The 24,045-nt window shown below is 61.5% G+C and carries 21 protein-coding genes, 6 tRNA genes, 2 rRNA genes and 1 other RNA gene (1 of these 30 only partly in view); 13 read left to right on the forward strand and 17 right to left on the reverse strand.

Annotation, left to right across the window (positions count from 1 at the left end; translation table 11 throughout):
- The first annotated feature begins 15 nt into the window (after nt 1–15).
- Nucleotides 16–1,383 (forward strand): tRNA uridine-5-carboxymethylaminomethyl(34) synthesis GTPase MnmE, encoded by a 1,368-nt coding sequence (mnmE, locus tag OGM61_09605; protein ID UYI84105.1) that lies wholly within the window; start codon nt 16–18, stop codon nt 1,381–1,383.
- Nucleotides 1,384–1,438: 55 nt separating this feature from the next.
- Here mnmE and OGM61_09610 read toward each other — a convergent pair whose 3' ends face one another.
- A complete protein-coding gene (locus tag OGM61_09610) occupies nt 1,439–2,749 on the reverse strand; it encodes an MATE family efflux transporter (protein ID UYI84106.1) in 1,311 nt (436 codons plus the stop codon).
- Between the two features lie 216 nt (nt 2,750–2,965).
- Here OGM61_09610 and OGM61_09615 point away from each other — a divergent pair, with 216 nt between their 5' ends.
- Nucleotides 2,966–3,403 (forward strand): Rrf2 family transcriptional regulator, encoded by a 438-nt coding sequence (locus OGM61_09615; GenBank protein UYI84107.1) that lies wholly within the window; start codon nt 2,966–2,968, stop codon nt 3,401–3,403.
- Between the two features lie 394 nt (nt 3,404–3,797).
- Here the strand turns inward: OGM61_09615 and OGM61_09620 are convergent, their stop codons facing one another.
- The gene (locus OGM61_09620) at nt 3,798–4,529 is read right to left on the reverse strand and encodes an FCD domain-containing protein (GenBank protein UYI84108.1); all 732 of its coding nucleotides are present in this window, start codon (nt 4,527–4,529) and stop codon (nt 3,798–3,800) included.
- 220 nt (nt 4,530–4,749) lie between these two features.
- On the opposite strand from OGM61_09620, the gene OGM61_09625 reads away from it, so the two are divergent.
- From OGM61_09625 to OGM61_09640, 4 genes are read left to right on the forward strand one after another with little or no spacing between them, the layout of a single operon-like run.
- A complete protein-coding gene (locus OGM61_09625; protein ID UYI84109.1) occupies nt 4,750–5,946 on the forward strand; it encodes a 2-hydroxyacyl-CoA dehydratase family protein in 1,197 nt (398 codons plus the stop codon).
- Nucleotides 5,946–7,730, forward strand: a complete 1,785-nt coding sequence (locus OGM61_09630; GenBank protein UYI84110.1) for a 2-hydroxyacyl-CoA dehydratase family protein — start codon at nt 5,946–5,948, stop codon at nt 7,728–7,730. Before OGM61_09625 ends, OGM61_09630 begins: the two co-directional genes overlap by 1 nt.
- 34 nt (nt 7,731–7,764) lie before the next feature.
- Complete coding sequence (locus OGM61_09635; GenBank protein UYI84111.1) at nt 7,765–8,559, forward strand: acyl-CoA dehydratase activase; 795 nt, start codon at nt 7,765–7,767, stop codon at nt 8,557–8,559.
- Nucleotides 8,560–8,586: 27 nt separating this feature from the next.
- Nucleotides 8,587–8,757: a hypothetical protein gene (locus tag OGM61_09640; protein ID UYI84112.1), complete on the forward strand. Its 171-nt coding sequence runs from the start codon at nt 8,587–8,589 to the stop codon at nt 8,755–8,757.
- Nucleotides 8,758–8,815: 58 nt separating this feature from the next.
- On the opposite strand, the gene OGM61_09645 is transcribed toward OGM61_09640, so the two are convergent.
- On the reverse strand, nt 8,816–11,293 hold the full coding sequence (locus OGM61_09645) for an excinuclease ABC subunit UvrA (GenBank protein ID UYI84113.1): 2,478 nt from the start codon (nt 11,291–11,293) through the stop codon (nt 8,816–8,818).
- Between the two features lie 104 nt (nt 11,294–11,397).
- A tRNA-Ala gene (locus OGM61_09650) sits at nt 11,398–11,473 on the reverse strand.
- A gap of 161 nt (nt 11,474–11,634) precedes the next feature.
- Here OGM61_09650 and ffs point away from each other — a divergent pair.
- From ffs to OGM61_09665, 3 genes are all read left to right on the forward strand, one after another.
- Nucleotides 11,635–11,899, forward strand: an RNA gene (gene ffs, locus OGM61_09655) — signal recognition particle sRNA large type.
- Between the two features lie 55 nt (nt 11,900–11,954).
- On the forward strand, nt 11,955–13,961 hold the full coding sequence (gene dnaX / locus OGM61_09660; GenBank protein UYI84114.1) for a DNA polymerase III subunit gamma/tau: 2,007 nt from the start codon (nt 11,955–11,957) through the stop codon (nt 13,959–13,961).
- A gap of 33 nt (nt 13,962–13,994) precedes the next feature.
- Nucleotides 13,995–14,333, forward strand: coding sequence for a YbaB/EbfC family nucleoid-associated protein (locus tag OGM61_09665; GenBank protein UYI84115.1), 339 nt, complete (start codon nt 13,995–13,997; stop codon nt 14,331–14,333).
- A gap of 44 nt (nt 14,334–14,377) precedes the next feature.
- Here the strand turns inward: OGM61_09665 and OGM61_09670 are convergent, their stop codons facing one another.
- Entirely contained in the window at nt 14,378–15,595 is a 1,218-nt protein-coding gene (locus OGM61_09670) for a DNA polymerase IV (GenBank protein UYI84116.1), read from the reverse strand.
- Between the two features lie 145 nt (nt 15,596–15,740).
- Here OGM61_09670 and OGM61_09675 point away from each other — a divergent pair, with 145 nt between their 5' ends.
- A complete protein-coding gene (locus tag OGM61_09675) occupies nt 15,741–16,436 on the forward strand; it encodes an XRE family transcriptional regulator (GenBank protein ID UYI84117.1) in 696 nt (231 codons plus the stop codon).
- A gap of 53 nt (nt 16,437–16,489) precedes the next feature.
- Here the strand turns inward: OGM61_09675 and OGM61_09680 are convergent, their stop codons facing one another.
- Nucleotides 16,490–17,146 carry an HAD hydrolase-like protein gene (locus tag OGM61_09680; GenBank protein UYI84118.1) on the reverse strand — a complete coding sequence of 219 codons (657 nt, stop codon included), beginning with the start codon at nt 17,144–17,146 and terminating at the stop codon, nt 16,490–16,492.
- 110 nt (nt 17,147–17,256) lie between these two features.
- Between OGM61_09680 and OGM61_09685 the strand changes: the two genes are divergently transcribed.
- A complete protein-coding gene (locus tag OGM61_09685; GenBank protein ID UYI84119.1) occupies nt 17,257–18,333 on the forward strand; it encodes a hypothetical protein in 1,077 nt (358 codons plus the stop codon).
- Between the two features lie 59 nt (nt 18,334–18,392).
- On the opposite strand, the gene OGM61_09690 is transcribed toward OGM61_09685, so the two are convergent.
- From OGM61_09690 to OGM61_09700, 3 genes are read right to left on the reverse strand one after another with little or no spacing between them, the layout of a single operon-like run.
- Entirely contained in the window at nt 18,393–19,019 is a 627-nt protein-coding gene (locus OGM61_09690; GenBank protein ID UYI84120.1) for a J domain-containing protein, read from the reverse strand.
- A complete protein-coding gene (locus OGM61_09695; protein UYI84121.1) occupies nt 19,016–19,840 on the reverse strand; it encodes a DUF5685 family protein in 825 nt (274 codons plus the stop codon). Before OGM61_09695 ends, OGM61_09690 begins: the two co-directional genes overlap by 4 nt.
- An 11-nt stretch (nt 19,841–19,851) precedes the next feature.
- Nucleotides 19,852–20,214, reverse strand: coding sequence for a hypothetical protein (locus tag OGM61_09700; protein ID UYI84122.1), 363 nt, complete (start codon nt 20,212–20,214; stop codon nt 19,852–19,854).
- 203 nt (nt 20,215–20,417) lie between these two features.
- Here OGM61_09700 and OGM61_09705 point away from each other — a divergent pair, with 203 nt between their 5' ends.
- The gene (locus tag OGM61_09705; GenBank protein ID UYI84123.1) at nt 20,418–21,065 is read left to right on the forward strand and encodes a CatA-like O-acetyltransferase; all 648 of its coding nucleotides are present in this window, start codon (nt 20,418–20,420) and stop codon (nt 21,063–21,065) included.
- Between the two features lie 9 nt (nt 21,066–21,074).
- Here the strand turns inward: OGM61_09705 and OGM61_09710 are convergent, their stop codons facing one another.
- Nucleotides 21,075–21,392, reverse strand: a complete 318-nt coding sequence (locus OGM61_09710; protein ID UYI85585.1) for a multidrug efflux SMR transporter — start codon at nt 21,390–21,392, stop codon at nt 21,075–21,077.
- A gap of 262 nt (nt 21,393–21,654) precedes the next feature.
- Here OGM61_09710 and OGM61_09715 point away from each other — a divergent pair, with 262 nt between their 5' ends.
- On the forward strand, nt 21,655–22,185 hold the full coding sequence (locus tag OGM61_09715) for a hypothetical protein (GenBank protein ID UYI84124.1): 531 nt from the start codon (nt 21,655–21,657) through the stop codon (nt 22,183–22,185).
- A gap of 205 nt (nt 22,186–22,390) precedes the next feature.
- Here OGM61_09715 and OGM61_09720 read toward each other — a convergent pair.
- The 7 genes from OGM61_09720 to OGM61_09750 all read right to left on the reverse strand — a co-directional run.
- A tRNA-Trp gene (locus tag OGM61_09720) sits at nt 22,391–22,466 on the reverse strand.
- A 20-nt stretch (nt 22,467–22,486) separates the two neighbouring features.
- Nucleotides 22,487–22,563 (reverse strand) — tRNA-Ile (locus tag OGM61_09725).
- Between the two features lie 41 nt (nt 22,564–22,604).
- Nucleotides 22,605–22,679 (reverse strand) — tRNA-Asn (locus OGM61_09730).
- Nucleotides 22,680–22,712: 33 nt separating this feature from the next.
- A 5S ribosomal RNA gene (rrf, locus tag OGM61_09735) occupies nt 22,713–22,829 on the reverse strand.
- Nucleotides 22,830–22,922: 93 nt separating this feature from the next.
- Nucleotides 22,923–22,998, reverse strand: a tRNA-Lys gene (locus tag OGM61_09740).
- A 9-nt stretch (nt 22,999–23,007) separates the two neighbouring features.
- Nucleotides 23,008–23,082 (reverse strand) — tRNA-Glu (locus tag OGM61_09745).
- A 78-nt stretch (nt 23,083–23,160) separates the two neighbouring features.
- Nucleotides 23,161–24,045, reverse strand: a 23S ribosomal RNA gene (locus tag OGM61_09750); it runs 1,953 nt beyond the window's last position.

The following is a 24,045-nucleotide window of genomic DNA, read 5'->3' on the forward strand; positions in this document are numbered from 1 at the left end:
CAAAGGAGTTTTCTCATGTCTGATACGATCGCCGCCATTGCGACCGGCAACGTCCTGTCCGCGATCGGCATCCTACGTCTGTCCGGTGACGGGGTGCTCACCGTTATCGACCGCGTGTTTCGCCCGGCGAACGGCCGCCCCATGTCCGAAGCACCGGATCGCAAGCTCGTCTACGGCGCTTTTTGCGACACCGACGGCCAAACGCTCGACCTCTGCCTGTGCACCGTCAGCCGCGCCCCGCACAGCTACACCGGCGAGGACACGGCCGAGCTGCAGTGCCACGGCTCGCCGGCCGTGCTGCGCGCGGGACTGCAGGCGCTGTTCGCCGCCGGGGCGCGGCAGGCGCTGGCGGGTGAATTCACGAAGCGCGCCTTCCTCAACGGCCGCATGGATCTCACGCAGGCAGAAGCCGTCATCGACCTCATCCACGCCGAAACCACGCTGGATGCGAAAAATGCCGCCGGGCAGCTCGGCGGCGCGGTGCTGCGGCGCGCGCAGGCCGTATATGATGCGCTGCAGGACATCGCCAGCCACTACCACGCCGTGATCGACTACCCGGACGAGGACATCCCGGACTTTCAGCTCAGCGCCTACGAGGCCACGCTGACCAACTGCATCGACCAGCTCCAGCGACTGCTGGACACGTTTTCCCGCGCAAATGTGCTCCACGGCGGCGTTCCGGCCGTGATCCTCGGCCGGCCAAACGCGGGCAAGTCCTCCCTGCTCAACGCCCTGCTCGGCTACGAGCGCGCCATCGTGACGGACGTACCCGGCACGACCCGCGACACGATCGACGCGCGCGTCACGCTCGGCGGCGTGCTCCTGCGCCTGACCGATACCGCCGGGCTGCGCGACACGGCCGACCCCGTGGAGGCCATCGGCGTGCACCGGGCACTGGACGCAGCGGCGGACGCGGCGCTCGCCATCGCGGTGTTTGACGCGGCGCGGCCGCTCGACGATGATGACCGGCAGGTCATCGCGGCCGCGCAGGCAGCGCCGGTGCGCATCGCGGTGCTCAACAAGGCCGATCTGCCCGCCGCCGTGCAGCCGGACGCGCTGGCGGCGCAGTTTGACGCCGTGTGCGTGCTCTCGGCAAAAGAGCGCACGGGTCTGGAGGCACTCGAGCAGGCAGTCGCGGAGCGCTTCCCTGCCCCGGACGCGCCGGCCGGCGAGATCCTCACGAACGCTCGCCATGCCGAGGCCATCGGCCGCGCGCTGGAGTCGCTGCGCGCCGCGCGCGAGGCGATGCTGCTGGGCGTGACGCCCGACGCCGTGCTCACGGAGGCTGAGGAGGCCATGGCCGCCATCGGCGAACTTACGGGCGCCTCCATCCGCGAGGACATCACGAACCGCATCTTCGCGCGCTTTTGCGTGGGCAAATAAATTTGGGCAGCAAACGGCCGCCGGTCAGAAACCGGCGGCCGTTTCGTATGCAGTTTCAGCGAAACACGATGCCGTTGCGCTCCGACGTGCGCAGGAGCACAACGCCGAGCAGCAGCGCCAGCCCCTCATAGATGCCCATCGTCAGCCAGACAGCGTTGCCGCCAAAAATGGCCGGCACGGCAAAAATGACCGCGCTGTCAAGCAGGAAGCTGCGGCACAGGTTCAAAATGACCGCCTGCTTCGTGCGCTTGGTCGAATAGAGATAGGCCGATATGAGTGTGTTCACGCTCATGATGATAAAGCCCCAGGCATAGCGCGGCATGTACTGCACCGTGCAGGCGAGCGTCAACGCATCGGCACCGAACATTTTGCAGATCGGCCCGCCGACAAACAGCAGCACCACGTTGATGAGCGTGCTGCCGATCAGGTCAATGAGCACGCCCGCGCGAAAATACCACCGGAGCTCCTGCGCGTCCTTCGCACCATAGCTCTGGCCGAGCAGCGGCTGCAGGCCGCTCGAGACGCCGATGAAGATGGCCGCGGAAAACGACGCCACGTAGCAGATGATCGAATAGGCGTTCACGGCCATGTCGCCAAGGCGGCCAAGCAGGACGTAGTTCGTACACAGTGTCGCCACCGGGACGGCAAACTGCGCGATGGCCTCCGGCGTACCGCGCAAAAGCAGCTTGCGCGCGAGCTTGCCCGAAAAACAAAACCGGCCCACCCGCAGCTGGCCGCGGCGCAGGATGAAGTGCGTCGATACGATCAGCATACCGCACGTCTGCGAGATGCCGGTCGCAATGGCCGCGCCCATGAGTCCTTTTTGCAGCGGGAACACAAACAGCCAGTCGAGGAAGATGTTGATGACCGTCGCGATCGTGGAGCCCACGCTTACGAGCACGGGCGAACCGTCGTTGCGGCAGTAGTTGTTCATGAACGTCATCAGCCCCGACGGCACCGCGAAAAGCGAATACCAGAACAGGTAGTCGCACACGAGCCGATGATAGGTCTCGTTTGCGCCGAGCAGCGTTGCGATCTGAGACGTGAGACACGTGCCGATGAGCGTCATAATGATCGCGGCCGTCAGCGTGCCGGCAAGCGAGTGCATGAACGCCTGATTTGCGCCGGCAATGTCCCCGCGGCCGATGCGCACGGCCGAGACCGTCACGCCGCCGACGACCGTGAGCATGATGATGGCGTTGAGCACCATCACAAACGGCCAGACCAGATTGACCGCGCCGAGCGCATCCGTGCCGACGCCCTGCCCGACAAAAATGCCGTCGATGATCGTAAAGAGAAAATAAGCGCAGTTGCCGAGAATCGTCGGCACGACATACTGCGTGAGCTTTTTCTTTCTGCTGTCCATGAGCCCCTCCGAGCGCATAATTTGCCGCTAAACGCACAGACTTCCGGCCGTATGCACGCACACGGCGCGTCCCGGCCGGAAATCTGTCCTTATTATAGTGGCTTGCCAAGCCGCTGTCAAGCAGGACGACCGCCTGCGCAGGTGCGCCAGAAACCGCTTGAAAGCCTAGTAAGCATATGTTATTATTATAGTATGTAATTTAAAGGGGGACTGCCCATGAAAATATCTACAAAAGGCCGGTATGCCCTGCGCATGATGCTCGATCTGGCCACGCATCAGGGCGACGGCTATGTCGCGCTCAAGGACATCGCGCAGCGGCAGGAGATCTCGAAAAAATATCTGGAGCAGATCGTGCCCATGCTGGGCAAATCCAACATTCTGCGCACCACGCGCGGCTATCAGGGCGGCTACCGGCTGGCCCGTGCCCCGCAGGATTACACCGTCGGTGAGATCCTGCGCCTGACCGAGGGCGGGCTCGCGCCCGTGGCCTGCCTCGACCAGCATCCGAATCCATGTCCGCGCTGCGGAGAGTGCGCCACCCTTCCCATGTGGGAAGGGCTGGAGCGCGTCATCTGCAACTACCTCGACGGCATCACGCTGCAGGACCTGCTCGAGCAGCAGACGGCACGCGCCGCGAACGACTACGTCATCTGACGCGGCCGCGTACTTCCCATGCAGGCCCGGCAAGCGCACCGCAAACGGCGAACGTGCCGCTCGCCCACGGCTGGATATTTGGTATTACCAGAAAAGCCGGCGTGTGAATTCTATGTTTTTCATAGTTTCCGACCATCGCGCAGGAACACATTGCTGATTATTTATCAATTTTGCATTTTCCGCTTGCCATCCGTGGAGATTCGGGTTACGATGATGCTGCGTCACGTGGTAATACCACAGAGGGAGCTCACCTGCCGTGTACGTTCCCTGGCGCCCGGTGCGCGGCCACCCTTCACGTCCCGGATAGACCGTCGGTCATGAGCCGCCCGATAGCGCCTCTTCTTCCCAACCGGCTGTCAAAAACCGCAGAGCCCGACCGGGCCCTGCGGTTTTTTCATACGCTGTGTGACGTCTGATCGGGATGACTATAGAGCGAGAACGCGCCGTTGGCAACGCTGTCGAGCATATCGGAGGTGAACGCCTGTGCGCGCTCGGCGTCACGGTCGAGCAGCGCGCGGTAGAGCTCGAGTTTATTCTGATACAGGCGGTTGGCGCCGTAGCGCTGGCGGTACAGGCTCCAGAAGTGCAGCCCGTAGCTGTGGATGGAGTTATACAGCAGCGGCAAAAACGTATTGCGCGACAAAACGCTCAGCGCATGGTGGAACTGAAACGTCGCCTCGGCGCCCTCCTGGTCGGTTTTTGCGTCCTTGATTGCGTCCAGCATGGGCGCGAGCTCGTCAAGCTCGGCCTGCGTGGCGCGCTCGACCACCAGCTTCACGCACAGGCACTCGTTCGCGCTGCGCACTTCCATAAGCGAGCGCACCTCATCGTCGCGCATGACGCCGCCGTTATAGTTCAGCAGCGCCGTAAGTGTATCGAGCGAGCCGGTCTTGCGGTAATCGCTGACGTACACGCCCTGGCGCGTCACGATCTCCACGAAGCCCATCTTCTCCAGCTCGATCAGGCCGGCCGAGATCACCGGCCGGCTCACGCCCATGCGCGCGCTCAGCTCCCGCGCCGGCGGCAGCTGGTCGCCGGGCATCAATTCCCCGGAAATGATCATGCTCTCGATCTTCTGCACGAACTGATCCGTGAGCGAGACCGCCTCAATCTTGTCGAATCCCATCGTTCCGCCCCCAAAATGTATTTGGTATTACCAAGTGCTTTTCGTTTTGAATTTATCATCATATTGACGGACTGTCAAGCGAAAATGTCGGCATAGTTCCGAAAATGTTAAAATCGAGACACATAGCATTGCTTTTTCAGGAATACTGCTATATGATAATGCTGAATTCTGGTAATACCAGAGCAAGAAACAACAACCATCAGGAAGGAAGGGGAAACATTTGAAAGATCTGAAGCATCTGATCTACTTTGAAAACCTTCTGGAAGACGCCAACAACGAGTTGGTACGGCAGGCGCAGGAGAACGGCAGCATCGTCCTCGGCTACACCTGCTATCACATTCCGGAGGTCCTCCTCAACGTAGACAACTGCATCTCTGTGCGACTCAGAGCACCCAAGACCGGTTCGCTGGATATCTCGACGTACTACATGTCCAACTATACCTGTGACTACGCACGTGCGCTCGTCGAGCGTGCAATCGAGGGTGGCTACCAGTTCCTGGATGCGATGATCGGCGTGGACGCCTGCTCGGCCATGAACCGCTCCATGGAGCACTTCGAGGTCCTGAAGGTCAACAGCAAGGAGAAATTCTTTGTCACGCATACCGACATGCCGCTCAAGGTGACCGATTACTACATTGATTCCTACACCACGCAGATGCGCGAGCACGTGCTCAACCGTCTGACCGAGACCTTCGGCGTTGATACGTCCGACGAGGCGCTGCGCAAGGCCGTCGCCGAGCACAACGAGGTCTGCAAGATCATCAGCGAAATTGCTGAGATGCGCAAGCTCGACAACCCGATCATCACGGGCTACGAGTTCCACATCCTCAACCTTGTGAGCTATACCTGCCCCAAGGCGCTCATCCTGCCCTACCTGCGCGAGACGCTCGCCGAGCTCAAAAAGCGCAAGCCGGACGCCAAGAATCCGTACCGCGCCCGCGTGGCCATCGTCGGCAGCGAGATCGACGATCCGAGCCTGACAAAGCTCATCGAGGGCTGCGGCGCACTCATCGTGTCCGACCGTTTCTGCTTCGGCAGCACCCCGGGCCGCGAGGTCATCGAGCTCAACGACGAGGAAGACGTCCTGCGTCAGATCTGCCGCCACTACATGGAGACCAGCGAGTGCGCTCGTTACATCTCCGACGAGAAGGTGCACCAGCGCCGCGAGACGGCCGACCGTCTGGCGCGCGAGTACAAGGCGGACGGCATCATCTATGAGCAGATGAAGTACTGCGACTACTGGGGCTTCGAGCGTGCTCTGGCGAGCTACATCATGAACACCGAGTACGGCTGGCCGGTCCTGTCGATCGACCGTGTGTATAACAACGGCTACTCGGGTCAGCTCCGCACGCGCGTTCAGGCGTTCGTGGAGAGCCTGGAGATCAAGAAGATCCAGAGAGAAAGGGGTGCCAAGTAATGGGCAAGGTGAAATATCCCAATCCGAAATTCTTCAAAGCGAAAGACAGAATGGACTGGGCTGCTCAGGCAGAGAACCTGAAACTGGTCGGCGGCATCTTCTGGGACATGTTCAAGGAGACCGACTGGAAAAAGTTCGGTGAGGGCTGGAAGAACATTCTCATTTCCGACCGTGACCGTATCAAAGAAGAGTACAAGGCCTTCGCGGCTGCCTCTATGAAGGATAAGATCGACCTCATCCTCAACGGTGAGCGTCACCTCGGCCGCCTGTATCGCGACGGCGCCATGTGCACCGTCCGCCGTGAGTGGCGCGGTATCAAGGACACGGTCTATGACTTCTATGAATGGGCTCGTCTGTGGGGCATGCTGCTCATGTCCTTCTCCAAGGACCTGATCCCGGCTATGAACCAGACGCTGTACTATCGCTGGATGGTGTCTTACTTCTGCTGCCACAGCTTCATGGACAAGAACATCCTCGGCCTGCGCGGCTCCAACCTGCGCATGAGCCACGAGCTTACCTACTGCATCTACCGCTACGTCGCCGAGAACCTCGTTATTCTCGCCAAGGGCGACAGACGCAACGGCAACAGCGAGGAGCTCAACAGCAAGCTCGTTCTGATCGACGAGATGACCATGGCGCAGATCATGGCCGGCTTCCCGACCCTGTACGGCATCCCGCACCAGCTGCTGCCGGTGTTCCTGGTCTCCGAGATCGACCAGCTCACCTGCATCCCGTACATCGACGCCGTCGAGTCCTTCGGTCTCCCGGCCGATACCTGCCCGGTTCCGACGTCCGAGTGCGGCGCGCTCGTCATCGACGCCCTGCCGCATCTGGGCAGCTGCTACATCTCCAGCTCCATGCCGTGTGACGGTTCCGTCATGGCATCCAGCTACTTCGCCCGCCGCTTCCCCGAAATCCCGGTGCATCACCTGTGCTTCCCCGTCCGCTACGAGGACGAGCTGACACTCGACGCCGCTGTGGAAGACGTCAAGGCATGCATCCGCTTCATTGAGAAGCAGACCGGCGAGAAGTGGAACTGGGATGCTTACTTCACCGCTATGAAGCGCTTCAACACCGAGACCGACTACGAGCTGCAGAAGTGGGAGATCAACAAGACCGCTTATCCGCAGCTGATCGGCCCGACCTACGAGCTGTTCCGCAAGTGGTGCTATGAGATGGACGGCGGCCTCGATCCGCGTACCATCAAGTCCTGCGAGAAGGTCAACAAGATCCTCCTCAAGGGCTACAAGAACAAGGAGCAGGCCTGGCGCAACAAGATGCGCTACCGCGCCATCACCTGGAGCTGCCCGCCGCACTACTACGCCAACTTCTCCAACTGGCTGGCCAACAGCTGGGGCATCAACGTCGTCGTTGAGATGGAATCTCTCAACTACACCAAGCACCTCAACACCACCGACGAGACCGAGGCCCTGCGTGACATGGCCCGCCTGTACGAGCGCATGGTCATGCGCCGCCACACCAACGGCGGTTACCACAACGTCGTCACCGAGCTCTGGCGTCAGTGCGAGGCGTGGAACACAAACATCGTCATCATGTGGCAGCACGTTGCGTGCAAGAACATGGCCACCGTTCAGGGCCTGCTCGACGAGCAGGGCCGCGAGCTGGGTCTGCACCTGATCTGGATCCCGCACGATCTGATGGATCCGCGCACCGTTTCGCGCCGCACCATGCGCGACACGGTCTCCAGCTATATGGACACCGTCATGCACGCCACCCCGGTCGACGAGACTCTGCTTGACTTCGCGGACGACGTGTGCATGTAAACTTTTTTGAATTGAAGGAAAGGATTTAAATACTATGAAATACTTTGGCGGATGCGACGTAGGTTCCACCTACACGAAGGCAGTTATTCTCGACGAGAACGGCAAAATGTGCGCCGACACGACGATCCGCAGCAAGATCAACGCGGAGCAGTCCGCGATCGCGGCGATGCAGGAAGTCTGCGACAAGGTCGGCCTGAAGGACTCCAAGGAGCTCGCTTACCTCATCGGCACCGGCTACGGCCGCAATAAGGTCCCGTTCGCTGACGAGAACATCTCCGAGATCTCCTGCCACGCCATGGGCGTGCACGTCACGAACCCGGAAGTCCGCGCCATCATCGACATCGGCGGCCAGGACGTGAAGGGCATCAGCATCGACACCGACGGCACCGTCAAGAGCTTTGCGATGAACGATAAGTGCTCCGCCGGTACCGGCCGCTTCTTCGAGGCCATGGCCCGCTCCTTCGAGATGAGCCTGCCGGAATTCTCGAACCTGTCCCTGACGGCGAAGAACGTCATCCCGATCACGGCGCAGTGCACCGTTTTCGCAGAGTCCGAAGTCATCACCCTCGTGGGCGAAGGCAAGCCGACCGACGAGATCGCTGCCGGCATCGAGATGGCCGTTGCCAAGCGCTGCTTCGTCATGGCCAAGAAGGCCGGCGCCACCGACAGCATCACGCTGACGGGCGGCTGCGCGAAGAACGCCGGCCTGAAGCAGGCCATCGAGCACGTGCTGAAGTTCAAAGTCGTTGAGCTGAAGACCGACCCGCAGCTGATGGGCGCTCTGGGTGCTGCCGAGTACGCTCGCCAGAAGGGTCTCGCAAAGAAGTAAGCCACCCCGGCCGGAAAGGAGCAAACTATGAATCCTGTGGTTGCAAAAGTCCTGAAAAAGACGCTCACCACTTCCGCCACCGTCGTCGGTGCGCTGTTTGTGGTGTACTTCTGGAATCTGGACCAGAAGCTGATGGGCTGGCTCTATAAGCAGGTCAACACCATGTTCGACCGCAAGCCCACCGACATTAAGTTCTGAGCGAATACAAATAGGAACCGCCGCTTCCCGTTACGGAAGCGGCGGTTTTTTGCTGCCCTCAAAGATATCTGCCCGTGACGCTGCCGGGATCTTGCCGGATCTCCTCCGGCGTGCCGGCGGCGACAATGCGGCCGCCCGCATCACCTCCGCCGGGGCCCATGTCGATGACATAATCGGCACTGCGGATCACATCGAGATCGTGCTCAATGACGACGACGGTCGCGCCGCGATCGAGCAGCGCCTGGAACACGCCCAGCAGCACCCGCACATCCAGCGGGTGCAGGCCGATGCTTGGCTCGTCGAACACGAACACGGAATCCGTCTGGATGCGCCCGATCTCGCTGGCCAGCTTCAGCCGCTGCGCCTCGCCGCCGGAGAGGCTCGGCGTCTCCTCACCGAGCGTGAGGTAGCCGAGGCCGAGCTGCTGCAGCACCTGCAGCTTCTGGCTGACCGTTTTTCTGTCGGCGCAGAACGGGAGCGCGGTGTTGACGTCCATGTCCATCAGCTCCGGCAGGGAAACGGACTGTCCCGCCCTGTTCGTCAGCTGGATATCATAAGCCGCGCGTGCGTAACGCGAGCCGCGGCAGTCCGGACAGGGGATGCTCACATCCGGCAGAAACTGCACGTCCAGGCTCACCACGCCCGTACCGTCGCAGCCGGGACAGCGCAGCGAGCCGGTATTGTAGGAAAAATCGCCGGCCTTGCAGCCGCGCGCCTTCGCATCCGGCGACCGGGCATAGAGCTTGCGCAGTTCATCGTGCACGCCGGCATAGGTGGCCACGGTGGAACGGACATTGATGCCGATGGGCGTCGCGTCTATGAGCTTGACGTGTGCGATGCCCTCGGCGCTGACCGCCCGGACGTGCGGCGGCAGCGCGCTGCCGCGGATACCGGCCTCCAGCGCGGGGATCAGGCTCTCGAGCACCATGGTCGTCTTGCCCGAGCCGGACACACCGGTCACGACCGTCAGCCGCCCCTTGGGGATCGTGACCTCCAGCGGCTTGACCGTATGGATCTGCGACGTGGACAGGCGAATCGTTCCGTGCGCAAACAGGTCCGCTTTTCCGGCGCGCGGGCGCAAGGGTGCCTCCGGTGCTCCGGACAAAAACGGTCCGATCTGTGAGGCGGGATCTGCCGCGACTGCGGACACCGTGCCCTGTGCAATGACGCGGCCGCCCTTTGCGCCGGCCTCCGGCCCCATCTCAATGATCCAGTCGGATTCCTTCAGGATCTGCGTGTCGTGATCGACGAGAATGACGGAATTTCCGTCCGCCACGAGGTCGTGCATCACTCCGGTGAGGCCCACGATGTTGGCCGGGTGCAGACCGATGCTCGGCTCATCGAGCACATAGAGCACGCCGGTCGTGCGGTTGCGCACGGCGCGGGCCAGCTGCATCCGCTGCCGCTCGCCGGTCGAGAGCGTCGCCGCGGAGCGGTCGAGCGTCAGGTAGCCGAGCCCCAGGTCGAGCAGCCGCCGCGCCGTGCCCGTAAAAGCCTCGCAGATGCTCCCCGCCATGGGGCGCATCTCCTCCGGCAGGCTGTCCGGCACGCCCTGCACCCAGTCATACAGCTCCGAGAGCGTCATCGTGCACGCTTCGTCCAGTGAAATGCCCCGCAGCTTCGGCGCGCGGGCCGCAGCGGACAGGCGCGTGCCATGGCAGTCCGGGCACACGTCCTCTTTCAGAAACTTCTCGACGCGCTTCATGCCCTTCTCGTCCTTGACCTTGGCAAGCGCATTTTCCACGGTATAGACGGCATTAAAATAAGTAAAGTCCAGCTCTCCCGCCTGATTGGAGTTTTTGGCGTGGTAGAAAATGTGCTTTTTCTCCGCCGGGCCATGGTAGACGATGTCCTTCTCCCGCTCCGTCAGGTCGCGAAACGGCACATCCGTGCGCACGCCCATCTCCCGGCAGACGTCCGTCATCAGCGACCACATGAGGCTGTTCCATGGCGCCACCGCCCCCTCGTCGATCGTGAGCGAATCATCCGGCACCAGGGACGCCATGTCCACCGTGCGCACACTGCCCGTGCCGCCGCATCTTGGGCACGCGCCCTGCGAGTTGAAGGCCAGCTCCTCGGCGCTCGGTGCGTAAAAATGCACGCCGCACTCCGGGCAGGTCAGCTCCTTGCCCGCGGCGACCAGCAGCGTCGGCGGCAGGTAGTGCCCGTTGGGGCAGCGGTGGCTGGCGAGGCGGGAATACATGAGCCGCAGACTGTTCAGGAGCTCTGTCCCCGTGCCGAACGTGCTGCGGATGCCGGGCACGCCCGGGCGCTGGTGCAGCGCCAGCGCCGCAGGAACGTACAGCACGTCATCGACGCTGGCTCTGGCGGCCTGCGTCATCCGGCGGCGCGTGTAGGTCGACAGCGCCTCCAGATAGCGGCGCGAGCCCTCGGCATACAGCACGCCCAGCGCCAGCGACGACTTGCCGGAACCGGACACGCCCGCGATGCCGACGATCTGATTCAGCGGAATGTCCACGTCAATATTTTTCAGGTTGTGGACCTTTGCTCCACGTACAAGCATATGATCGACCATGGGTCATGCATCCTCCTTTTTGAATTCATTCCGCGACAATACCAACTGCAAACAAGAAAAATCCGAACCTCTGTCCCTTCGGACAAAGGTTCGGATTTTTGATTTGGTGGAGACGGAGGGATTCGAACCCTTGACCTCTCGGATGCGAACCGAACGCTCTCCCAGCTGAGCTACGCCCCCACAAGGCTTGTTTATTATAGCACATTTTTCGCATTTGTAAAGCCCATTTTTTCTGTTCCCGCGATTTTTTGTGCAAAAAGTCCCGCGCAAGAAAATTGCATCCCCCACTTGCGCAATCGCCGCTTTTGTAGTAGAATACGCTTACGTGGCCATTGACAAGGCTGCACTAGTCGGGGAGCCAGCGGTGTCCTGTACCTGCAATCCGCTATAGCAGGGATGAATTCCCGCCCCCGGATAGGCCGATGTGTCGTCTGCCCGCAGTAAGCGGCGTTGAAGGTTCGGTCCCGCGCAACGGAGCCCTGTGAACCATGTCAGGCGGGGAACCGAGCAGCATTAAGCAGGTCACTCCGTGTGCCGTGGGGGCGCCGGGCCCGAGCTGGCTGCTGTGGTAACGGGCATGTCGTCTATTCAAAGGTGGGTGTGCAGTCTTGTCAATGGTCACGTTTTTTCATGTTTTCCGCTCCCGGAGGTGAAGCGCGCAATGTATCAGGCTCTCTACCGCAAATACCGGCCGAAGACGTTTGACGACGTCGTCGGTCAGGAGCATATTACCGAGACGCTGAAAAAGCAGGTCGAGACCGGACGGCTGTCCCATGCCTACCTGTTCATCGGCACGCGCGGCACCGGCAAGACCACCTGCGCCAAGATCCTGGCCAAGGCGGTCAACTGCGAGCACCCGGTCAACGGCAATCCGTGCAATCAGTGCGCCGCCTGCCGCGGCATCGACGACGGGTCGATCCTCGACGTGGTCGAGCTCGACGCCGCGTCCAACAACGGCGTGGACAACGTGCGCGCCCTGCGCGACGAGGCGGTGTTCTCCCCCGCCAATGTGCGCAAGCGTGTGTATATCATCGACGAGGTGCACATGCTCAGCACCTCGGCATTCAACGCCCTGCTGAAAATCCTCGAGGAACCGCCGGCGCACCTCATGTTCATCCTTGCGACGACGGAACTGCACAAAGTCCCGGCGACGATCCTCTCCCGCTGCCAGCGGCACAGCTTCAAGCGCATCCCGGTCGATACGATCGCCGCGCGCCTGAACTATGTGGCGCAGCAGGAACACCTGAACCTGCAGCCGGACGCGGCCGCGCTGCTCGCCCGCATGGCGGACGGCGGTATGCGCGACGCGCTGACGCTGCTCGACCAGTGCTCCGGCAGCGATGTCATCACGACCGAAACGGTCATCTCGGCCATGGGCCTTGCCGGCAACCTGCGCACGGCGCAGCTGCTGCAGAGCATCGCCGATGGCGACACCGCAAAAACACTGGAACAATTCCGCAGCCTCTGGCAGGACGGGAAAGACCCCGCCGCCCTGCTCGACGAGCTGAGCATGCTCCAGCGCGACCTGCTCATGCAGGCCGTCGCCCCGCGCGGCGGGCGTGAGCTGCTCTCCGGCGGATACGACAGTGAAACGCTGCAGACCCTCTCCGGCGCTTTCACGCCGGCGCAGCTGCTGGCAAACCTGCAGAGCATTCAGGACGCGCTCACCGCCATGGCGGCGCAGCCCAACCCGCGCATCGCGGCGGAGCTTTGCCTGATCCGGCTCTGCCGGCCGGAGCTGTGCGACGATGTGCCGACGCTGTGCGCGCGTGTGGACAAGCTCGAACAGGCCGTGCGCAGTGGGGACATCCCGGCCACGGCGGCGTCCGCTCCGGCAAAGCCGGCTGCTGCCCTGCGGCAGGAGCCCCGCCAAGTGCAAAAAGCACAACCCAAACCGGAACCAAAACCGGTGCTTGATGATGTTCCCCCGTGGGAGCCGCCCGCACCGCCGGCCTCTGCGCCAAAGGCAAAGCCCGAGCCGAAACCGGTTCACGACGATGTTCCCCCTTGGGAGCAGCCAACGCCGCCGGTCTCCGCGCCGAAGGCAAAGCGCGAACCGAAGCCAGTGCACGACGATGTCCCCCCGTGGGAGCCGCCCGCACCGCCGGCCTCTGCGCCAAAGGCGAAGCCGGAGCCGAAGCCGGTATACGATGATGTTCCACCGTGGGAGCCGCCACCGGAGCCGGTTGCTCCCCCCGAGGAGCGGCCGCCCTGGGAAACGCCGCCCGCACCGAAACCGGCCCCACGCCCGGCGCCAAAGGCAGCGCCCGCGCCCGGGCCGGCCGCGCCCCCCATCCCGGAACCGGAGCCGGTCCCCGAACCCGCTCCAGAGCCGGAGTCCACCCCCGCGCCCACCGGCGCGTTCGACTGGCAGGCGCTGTGCGCGTATATGGAGCAGGAGCTCCCGGTCGGCATCTACTATTTTCTGCTCGACCCGCTGCAGGCGACCGGCGAGCTGCGCGACGGCACGCTGACGCTGCATTTCAGCCAGCAAATGGTTTACCCGATGTTCAACAAGCCGGAGATCGCAGAAAAATTCCGTCTGGCCGTGCAAAAACTGACCGGTCAAAACGTCCGCGTGGTCATGCAGCCGATGGACACGGTCACGCAGATCAATCAGCGCAAGATCGAGGAACTGGCACACTTTCCGAACGTAACGATCCGATAATAAAAATTTTTTGATGCACAGGAGGATACAAATATGGCAAGAGGCGGTTTTCGCGGCGGTTATGGTGGCATGAATCAGGCCAACGTGATGAAACAGGCACAGAAGATGCAGCAGGACTTCCTGCGGATGCAGAAAGAGCTGGAGGAAAAAGAGTTCACGGCCAAGTCCGGCGGCGGCATGGTCTCGGCAACGGTCAACGGCAACCGCGAGGTCACGAAGATCGAGATCAAGCCCGAAGCGGTCGATCCCGACGACGTCGAGATGCTCGAGGATCTGGTGCTGGCAGCCGTCAACGAGGCGCTGCGCCAGTACGAGGCCGCTTCCGACGCCACGGTCAGCAAGATCACCGGCGGCATGAAGCTGGGCTTCTGAACCCATAAAAATCAGCACGCACTGTCTCAGGACGGTGCGTGCTTTCATTTGCGCAAAAAGGCGTGCTCCTCGCGCTGGACGAGGCCGAGCGCCGGGTCAAAGCAGGCGCGGCCGCGCAGGACACAGGTCTTGCCGTAGCGCGCGCGGAGGTTATCGAGCGTGATATCGAGCTGCCGCTGGCGCGCGCGGTGCTCCGCATCCTCGAACAGGTCGAGCTGGTGCGGCGCGCACGCGGGCACGAGATCCAGCGCGCGAATGCCGATGCTGCGCAGCGGATCAGGCCACAGGTGCGCCTGCTCGCACAGGGCCAGCGCCGCGTCGAGCAGCTCGCTCGTCAGGTCGGACGGATGCCGCAGCGCCATGCGGTGGCTGCGCCAGTGCAGGTCGGCCGTGCGCACGCTCAACTCCACCGTGCGGCACTGATACCCCTCCAGCCGCAGGCGCGCCCCCACGCTTTCCGCCAGCGACAGGAGCGCCGCGCGCGCATCCGCCTCGCAGATGAGGTCGCGCGGCGCGGTGGCGCTGTTTCCGATGGACTTCGGCGGCGGCAGATCCGCGATGCAGTGCACCGGCGCGGGATCGTACCCGTTGGCGTAGGCGTGCAGCAGCCGCCCGCCCTTGCCCAGGCGCTGCTCGAGCACGTCGGCGTCCGCCGCCGCGAGCGCGCCGACCGTGCGGATGCCCAGCCGCTCGAGCTGCCGCACCGAACTGCGCCCGGCGAAGAGCAGGCTGCTGACCGGCAGCGGCCAGACCATGTCCGCAAAGCGCGCACGGTCAATGACCGTCACGGCGTTCGGCTTGCGGTAGTCCGAGCCGAGCTTTGCGATCGCCTTGCACCACGACACGCCGACGCTCACCGTCAGGCCCGTGGCATCCAGCACGCGCTGGCGCACCTCCTGCGCCGTGCGCAGCGCGTCCTCACGGCCGACGCAGCCGGTCATGTCCAGCCAGCACTCATCCATGCCGAACGGCTCGCACCGGTCGGTGAAGCCGGCATAGATCTCGCGCACGCGGCGCGAATAGTCGTAGTAGAGCTCGAAGTCCGGCGGCAGGATCGTCAGCTCCGGACACTGCTGCCGTGCCGCCCAGAGCGTCATGCCCGTGCGCACCCCGGCTGCGCGCGCCATCTGATCCTTGGCCAGAATGATGCCGTGGCGCAGCTCCCGCTCCCCGCCGACCGCCACCGGCCGCCCGCGCAGCTCCGGATGGCGCAGCAGCTCGATGCTCGCATAGCAGGCGTTGATATCCGAATGTAAGATCATACGGTCCATAGTGTTTTCTCCAGCAAAGAGATTATCTCTATTATAAATCTCTTCTCGGGATATTTAAAGCGTTTTCTTATCTAATTCAGATATTTTTCTTGCGTTTTTTCGTCCGATACGATATATTGTATCTGAGGTGCTGCATATGTACAAAACCTTTGGTGAAACGATCGCTTCCCTGCGCCGCGCGCACGGCATGCGCCAGCAGACGCTGGCGGACGCACTGGCTGAGGCCGGTGTGCCCGTGTCGAATCAGGCGGTGTCGAAGTGGGAAAATGACGCCACGCTCCCGAACGCGCAGCAGTTTCTGACGCTGTGCCGCGTGCTGGACGTGGACGATATCGCGGGCACGTTCTCCGGCGGGGACGCCGGCGGCCTGCTCGCCGGGCTGAACGCGGAGGGCCGCCGCCGCGCGCTGGAATACATCGCGCTCCTGCGCGAGAGCAAGCGCTTTGCCGCCGCGCCGGAGCCGGCCGTGCTGCGCAGCCTGCCGCTGTACTCGCTGGCCGTCTCGGCCGGCACGGGCCAGTTTCTCGACGGGGAGAGCTATGAGATGCAGCCGGTCGGCCCGGAAGTGCCGGAGGCGGCGAACTTCGGCGTGCGCGTGGCGGGCGACAGTATGGAGCCGCGCTTTCACAGCGGGCAGACCGTCTGGGTGCACCAGCAGCCGACGCTCGACCCCGGCGAGATCGGCGTGTTCCTCTACGACGGCAGCGCCTATCTCAAGCAGCTCCGGCGCGACGGCGGGCGCGTGTTTCTGCACTCGCTCAACCCGGCCTATGCCGATCTGGAGGTCTCGGACGCACTGCCGCTGCGCGTGCTGGGAAAAGCGGTATCGTGATAAAAGCAAAAAACGCCCTGCGGAAATCATGTGTTCCGCAGGGCGTTTTTCAGTTATGCCTCGTTCCAGTGCAGCAGCCGCTCGGACAGCTCCGCGACCGTCTGCACCGTGGTCACCGCGCCGGCGGCCTCCAGCTCGCCCGGCTCGGCATAGCCGTAATACACGCCGAGACACGGCACGCCGCAGGCGGCAGCGCCGGTGACATCATACTTCCGGTCGCCGACCATGAGCGCGGCCTCCGGTGGCGTGTGCGTCTCGGCGAGCGCCGCCGCGACAACCTCCGCCTTCGTGCTGCGCGTGCCGTCGTATTCACAGCCGATCACGCAGTCAAAGAGCCGCTCAAGATCGAACCGCTGCAGAATCGAGCACGCCATCGGCGTGGGCTTCCCGGTCGCGACCGCAACGCGAAACCCGTGCGCGCGCAGCTGCTCGAGCAGCTCCGGAATGCCGGGATAGAGCGTGCACTCATAGATGCCGACAGGCAGATACCGCTCCCGGTAGCGCGCGACCGCCGCCTGCGCCTGTTCGGGCGTCATGGCATACAGCTCCGAAAACGAGTCAAACAGCGGCGGACCGACAAACTTGCGCAGGCGCGCCGTGTCCGTCTCGTGGATTCCGAAGCCCTCGAGTGCATACTGCACGCTGCGCAGAATACCCTCGCCGGTGTCAAACAGCGTGCCGTCAAAATCAAATAAGATGGTCTGGATCATGACAAATCTCCGTAATCAAGATGGAAAAAGGATAGCATTGGGACGCGAAATTGTCAACGGCCGCACCGGATGCATACGCTGTAGCAACCTGAAAAATGTGAGGTTTCGCCATGAACAACGGACTGGAAACACGCTACTTTCTCAGCGCCCTGACCGGCGCGGGCTACTACGCACTGCACAGACAGTTTCTGCGGCCGCCGGAGCGCTATTTCTGCATCCTCAAGGGCGGGCCGGGCTGCGGAAAATCCACATTTCTCAAGCGCGTCGGCGACGCCGGGCGCGCAGCCGGGCTGGCCGTCGTCCGGCTGCACTGCGCGGGCGACCCCGCCTCGCTCGACGGGGTCTATTTCCCGGAAAAACGCTCCGGCTTCTTCGACGGCACGGCACCGCACACCGTCGACCCCGCGCTCTTCGGTGCGAGCGGCGAATATCTGGATCTCGGCACGTTCTGCCGCACGGAGGCGCTCGACACGGCGCGCATCCGCGCCCTGAACGCCGACTGCGCCATGTTCCGCCTGCGCGCGCAGCAGTACCTCACGGCGGCGGCCGCGCTCGATGCGCGCGCCACGCCGGGGCTGGTCTATCCCGAGGACCGGGAGGCAGCGCGCCGCCGGGCAAAGAGCATCTGCACGCGGGAATTCGGCACGCCGGACAAGGGCTCGGAGCCCGGCCGGTGCGAGCGGCTGTTTTTAAGTGCCATCACGTGTGAGGGGCGAATTTTCTTCCCTGATACGATCGCCGCGCACTGTGCGCGCGTGTACCTGCTTGACGACGGCTGCGGCCTGGCGGAAGAATTTCTGCGCATCGTGCGCGCACACGCCGTTCGGTGCGGGCTGGACGTTCTCTCCTGCCCCGACCCGCTCATCCCATCGCGCACGCAGGCGGTGCTCGTACCGTCGCGCGGCGTGGGCTTCCTCGCCGGCACGGCGGACGACGTGCCGGAGGGGCTGACGCAGCGGCACATCCGGCTCGACGTGCTGCCAGACCCGGTGCGCCAGCGCGCGCTGCGCCGCACCATGCGCAGCGATGCCCGGCAGCAGCAGCTCGCCCTCGCAAGCGCAGTGGAGCAGCTGCGCATGGCCAATCTCCTGCACAACGAGCTGGAGGCCGTCTACCGGCCGTGTATGGACTTCGCCGCGCTGACCACATTCACCGACCGGTACCTGCGCACCTTCCCCGGCACATGAGCGCAAAGCACCCCGGCAGGACGCACACGGTCCCGCCGGGGTGTTCGTTTGCAATTTTCTCAGCAGCAGGGCGAAAAGCACGGATTGCAGCACAGGTTCAGCAGGCACATATCCGCGCACCAGCTGCCGGTGCCGAAGCCGCTGTTCGGATAGCCGGCGCTGTAGGTCGCATACGCATCGCCGCCGCTTTCGAGCTGGTGCAGCAGGCGCTGAAAGTCCGGATTCGTCGGATCCATCTCGGCCGCGCGCCGCGCATCCGCCAGCGCCTGCACGCGGTTGCCCGCGCCGGAGTTCGCCATGGCGCTCAGGGCATACCAGTTGGCGTCGCGCTCGGCCGCCGGCACGCCGGACAGCGCCTGCAGCGCCTCGGCAAAATGCCGAGTCTGGATAAAGTTCACCGCCGCCTGATATTCCGGCCGGATACCGGGGTCACGCTGTGCGCCCCAGCCACCATAGGCACCATAGCCGCCCGCTTGGCCGTAACCGCCGGTCGCGCCATAGCTGTTGGCTTTGCCGTTTTTGATCGCGTCATAGGCCGCGTTGACCTCATTCATTTTTTCCGTCGCGTGCGGGTCGTCCGGATTCAGGTCCGGATGATATTTTTTGGCCAGACGGCGATAGGCCGCCTTGATCTCCTCTTCGCTCGCGTCCCTGGAAACACCGAGAACTACATACGGGTCTCTCATTCGGCGCTCCTCCCGATCTTTCGTTTTTTCATGGCCGCCTCGTAGCGCAGCCATACGCCGGAGTACAAAATATTGCGCAGCAGCTCCACGTCCTGCAGCACCGGCAGCGCCTCAAACGCCGTCGAACACTCGCCGAGCAGCATCGTCAGCAGCGCGTGCAGATCCGCATCCTGCGGCAGCGTGCTCAGCGGGTTATAGCGCCCGTGCCGGAGATCCTCCGGCAGGTCGATCACCGCGTCGAGCAGATAGATGAACCGCCCCAGTGCCTCGCCAAACGGGCGCAGGCGCGCGTCCCAGAGGTCATCCGTCACAAAGAGCTCGCCCATCAGGCGGCCAAAGCAATTCGCCGCGGCATCCGGGTCGCCGGTGTCGGCCTGCTCGATGGCGGAAAGTTCCGCCATGCACTGCTCAATCGCGGCGCATTGGCGCGGCCAGCGTGCGCGCACGGCTGCGCTCCGGGCGCTGAGCGCCTCCGCCTCCCAATATTTCAGCGCGCTGCCGTCATCCTGCCAGTCGTCGCGGCAGTTGTTGTACGCCAGCACGACGTTCATATCGGCAGCGTACTCGGTGTAGCGTGTCTGCCAGTAAAAATGTTTGCGCAGCGGGTGCGCAGGGCAAACCTCCATGCCGCGCTCCTCGTCCGCTTCGTACAGCGCCGAGAGCAGCAGCACCAGGAACGTCATGTCATACGTCAGCGTCAGGCGGCCGGAAAAGCCGTGCCGCTGCTTGAGCACCCGGCACAGGCCGCAGTAGCAGCCCTTATAGCGATCCTTCTGCGCCTGCGTCAGCCCCTCCAGATTTGCGATCACATATCCGAACATACGGCTGCGCCTCAGGTTTTCCGCTGGAAGGACGTGCCGCATTTGCGGCAGACGATATTGATCTTGCCCTTGCCGCGCGGCACACGCAGGCGTGTCCGGCAGGACGGGCACTTGAAAAAGCGGTAGTCATGCCGCTGATGCCAGCGATCCACAGCGCCGCGCCACGCGCTGGTTATTTTATACTTCTGGCGCAGATACGCACCGTTTTCCTGCTGACGGCGGTAGACATTGCGCGAGAGCATACGAAAATAAATGACGATCAGGCCAACGACCGCCAGCGACCACAGGATGCGCGCCGCATAACCGTGCACGAACATGCTGACGATCAGCAAGATCAGTGTCAGCACGGACAGAAGGCGATTGAGTGCGTCCATCCCGTTTCTGCCCATCATCCATTTTGCAAGCCGTTGTCTCATGACCGATCACCTTTCCAGGCTGCTGAATTTGATTCTTGTATTTTATCACACGTCTATGAGAAATATATCAAAGAACTGTAAACACCGCACCTTTCCGCGAAAAAATTGCGTTTTTCCGCCCGCGCGTGGTATACTGCTGAAAAAACGAGGAGGTAGCCCCCATGAACACTCCGGATGCAGTCCCCGTCGCGCTCGATACCTGGCCGCGGCGCGAGGCATACACGTTCTTCTCCGGCCTGTCGGATCCGTCTTACAGCGTGACCGTCACCGCGGACGTCACGGCACTGCATACTTACACGAAACGGCGCGGCCTGTCCTTTTATTACGCTCTGGTCTGGCTGTGCACGCAGTCGATCAATCACACGACCGCATTCCGATATGCCATCCGAAACGGCCAGCCGGTCCTGCTCGCACGCCGTGAACCGAGCTTCACCGACCTGCACCCCGGTGCGGAACAATTCCACATCGTGACGATGCCAGCCGGTGACGCGCTGGATGACTTCTGCCGCGCGGCACGCGCCAAGAGCCGGGCGCAGACGGAGTTTCTCTGCGCTGCAGCCGAGAGCGACGCGCTGATCTATTTCAGCTGTCTGCCGTGGGTCTCGCTCACGGCGCTGACCAATGAGCGCGATTTTGACGCTGACGACGCCATCCCGCGCATTGCCTGGGGCAAATATCATTGCGAGGGCGAGCGGGACGTGCTCGGCCTCGCGCTCGAGGTAAACCACCGGCTCATCGACGTACTGCACATCGGACGGTTCGTTCAGGATCTGCAGCAGCGCATCGACGCGCTGGCCGAGGCAGAATAATCGTATGTATCAGGCCGACGTGATCTTCAGACCGATGATGCCGATAAGCAGCAGTGCAGCAAAAATGAGCCGCCCGGCTGTCACCGGCTCTTTGAACAAGATGAAGCCAACGATCACGGAGCCCAGTGCGCCAATGCCGGTCCAGACCGCATAAGCCGTACCAAGCGGCAGTGTTTTGGTCGCGCGTGCCAGCAGGAAAAAGCTCACCGCCATGCCGGCGAATGTGAGCAGTGACCAGCTGAGCTTTGTGAATCCCTCTGAATACTTCATGCAGGTTGCCCAAACGACCTCAAAAATTCCGGCAATGCCGAGCGTAACCCATGCCATATTGATTATCTCCATACAAAAAATAAAAAATGCGCCTGCCCGCGTCTTCCATGGTCTTCGACGCGGAGCAAACGCTCCCGTTCCCACCCGGCGGCTGGAACGCGGACAGGATACCAAAAACAACATCTTTTGTCAAGCGGCGGAGCTTCAGCAAACGGTATTTCAATACCAAGGGGGCAAGATAGAAGCACTTTGTCCTTGATAATTGCTTTCGCGCGCTTTATAATGGATAAAACAAACAATTGCACAAGGAGATGGAAGCATGAAAAAGCACCACACAAAGCAAATGGCATTCGTAGCAGTATTGCTAGCGACACTTACGCTTATCGGCGGCTGCGGCAACCAGGAGCCATCAGACACCGCCACCGAATCGGCACCAGATACAGAGGTAACGACCACGAGAGCCGCGTCAGCAGCGGAGACGCCAGTTGTACTAACTGAGACACAGAAAATTGAAAAAATTCTGACTGACCGAATCACCGAGCAATATACCATGACACAGATAGATAGAATCACAATTAACGATGATTTGGGAACAGAAGCGGATGGTGATTACATCGCACTCGTCTATCTGACTTGGGACCAAAAGAACACAGGAAAAACATCCAAGAAAATGCTCGAGATGTATTCGTCTGATCTCGCAGCCACACTAGGCGAGCAGAACAGTTCCGTCAATGAAATCGCAATTTTCTGGACTGTACCGTATTTAAATGATACAGCCAAGTGCAGCTATCAGCGAAATGGGGATGGCTTCGTCGAAATGGACATGGCATGGGGCAAAGCGTTTCAATAATCAGCATGTCATAATGCATGTAAGCCTTCATCAGGTGCTCTGAATTTCCAGTGCACCTGATCCATATTTATCACTATTCAGTTATCTCCTACTCAGCACTCAATGGCAAAGCAGTGCGCACCCAAGAGTTATCAAGATAAAAGATGCGCCGCGAGGCCACGACGAGGCAACAAAAATCGCCGCAGACAGTTTGTCTGCGGCGATTTGGCAGGGGAAGAAGGCTTCGAACCCTCGGCCTACGGTTTTGGAGACCGTCGCTCTACCAACTGAGCTATTCCCCTATATGTCATGATATTATATTTGGTGGGCCTTCAGGGACTTGAACCCGGGACCGACCGGTTATGAGCCGGTTGCTCTAACCAACTGAGCTAAAGGCCCATATTCAAAGAATGCCGCCACACAGGTGACGGCAATATCTCTGGCGCCTCCTGTAGGATTCGAACCTACAACCCTCCGGTTAACAGCCGGATGCTCTACCGTTGAGCTAAGGAGGCATAAGCAAGGGATTCGCTCAAGCGAATCCCTTGTGTTGGCATTGACCTATCTTCCCGGTCCGTCTCCAGACAAGTATTGTCGGCACTGGTGAGCTTAACTTCCGTGTTCGGAATGGGAACGGGTGAACCCTCACCGTTAAAAACACCAACTATGGTAAATGACTTACGTCAAATACTACTATAAAATTGACCTCGTGTCAAGAGGAAATTCCCCGTTGGATGTGTACCACACATCCAACGGAGTGGTACACCATCAGGGACTCGAACCCTGGACACCCTGATTAAGAGTCAGGTGCTCTACCAGCTGAGCTAATGGTGCTCATAAAAGTGGTGACCCGAGGGAGAGTCGAACTCCCGATTGGGGCGTGAGAGGCCCCCGTCTTGACCACTTGACCATCGGGCCACACAGGTTCGCATCTGCACCTTCAAAACCGAACAGAGGATGAAGAATTCACAAGGCGGTTTGCCTGCAATACTCTTGTAGGTCAAGCCCTCGGGTTATTAGTATCGGTCAGCTCAATGCATTACTGCACTTACACTTCCGACCTATCAACGACATAGTCTCTGTCGTCCCTTACTCCTAATGGATGGGAGATCTTATCTTAGGGGGAGTTTCACACTTAGATGCTTTCAGCGTTTATCTCGTCCAGACGTAGCTACCCAGCTGTGCCGTTGGCACGACAACTGGTGCACCAGAGGTCTGTCCATCCCGGTCCTCTCGTACTAAGGACAGCTCCCTTCAAATCTCCTGCGCCCGCAACAGATAGGGACCGAACTGTCTCACGACGTTCTGAACCCAGCTCGCGTGCCACTTTAATCGGCGAACAGCCGAACCCTTGGGACCGAATACAGCCCCAGGATGTGACGAGCCGACATCGAGGTGCCAAACCTCCCCGTCGCTGTGGACGCTTGGGGGAGATCAGCCTGTTATCCCCAGGGTAGCTTTTATCCGTTGAGCGATGGCATTTCCACTCACATACCACCGGATCACTAACTCCTACTTTCGTACCTGCTCGACCCGTCGGTCTCGCAGTCAAGTTGGCTTGTGCGTTTGCACTCTATGCACGATTTCCGTCCGTGCTGAGCCAACCTTTGAGCGCCTCCGTTACGCTTTTGGAGGCGACCGCCCCAGTCAAACTGCCCACCTAACAGTGTCCCCCGACCAGATTCATGGCCGCAGGTTAGAAAACCAGCAATACAAGGGTGGTATTCCAAGGTTGCCTCCATCCGAGCTGACGCCCGGGTTTCGCTGACTCCCACCTATCCTGTACATGCATTACCGATCTTCAGTATTAGGCTACAGTAAAGCTCCATGGGGTCTTTCCGTCTAGTTGCGGGTAACTGGCATCTTCACCAGTACTACAAT

Source organism: Clostridiales bacterium, from assembly GCA_025757645.1.
Lineage (GTDB): Bacteria > Bacillota > Clostridia > Oscillospirales > Oscillospiraceae > CAG-103.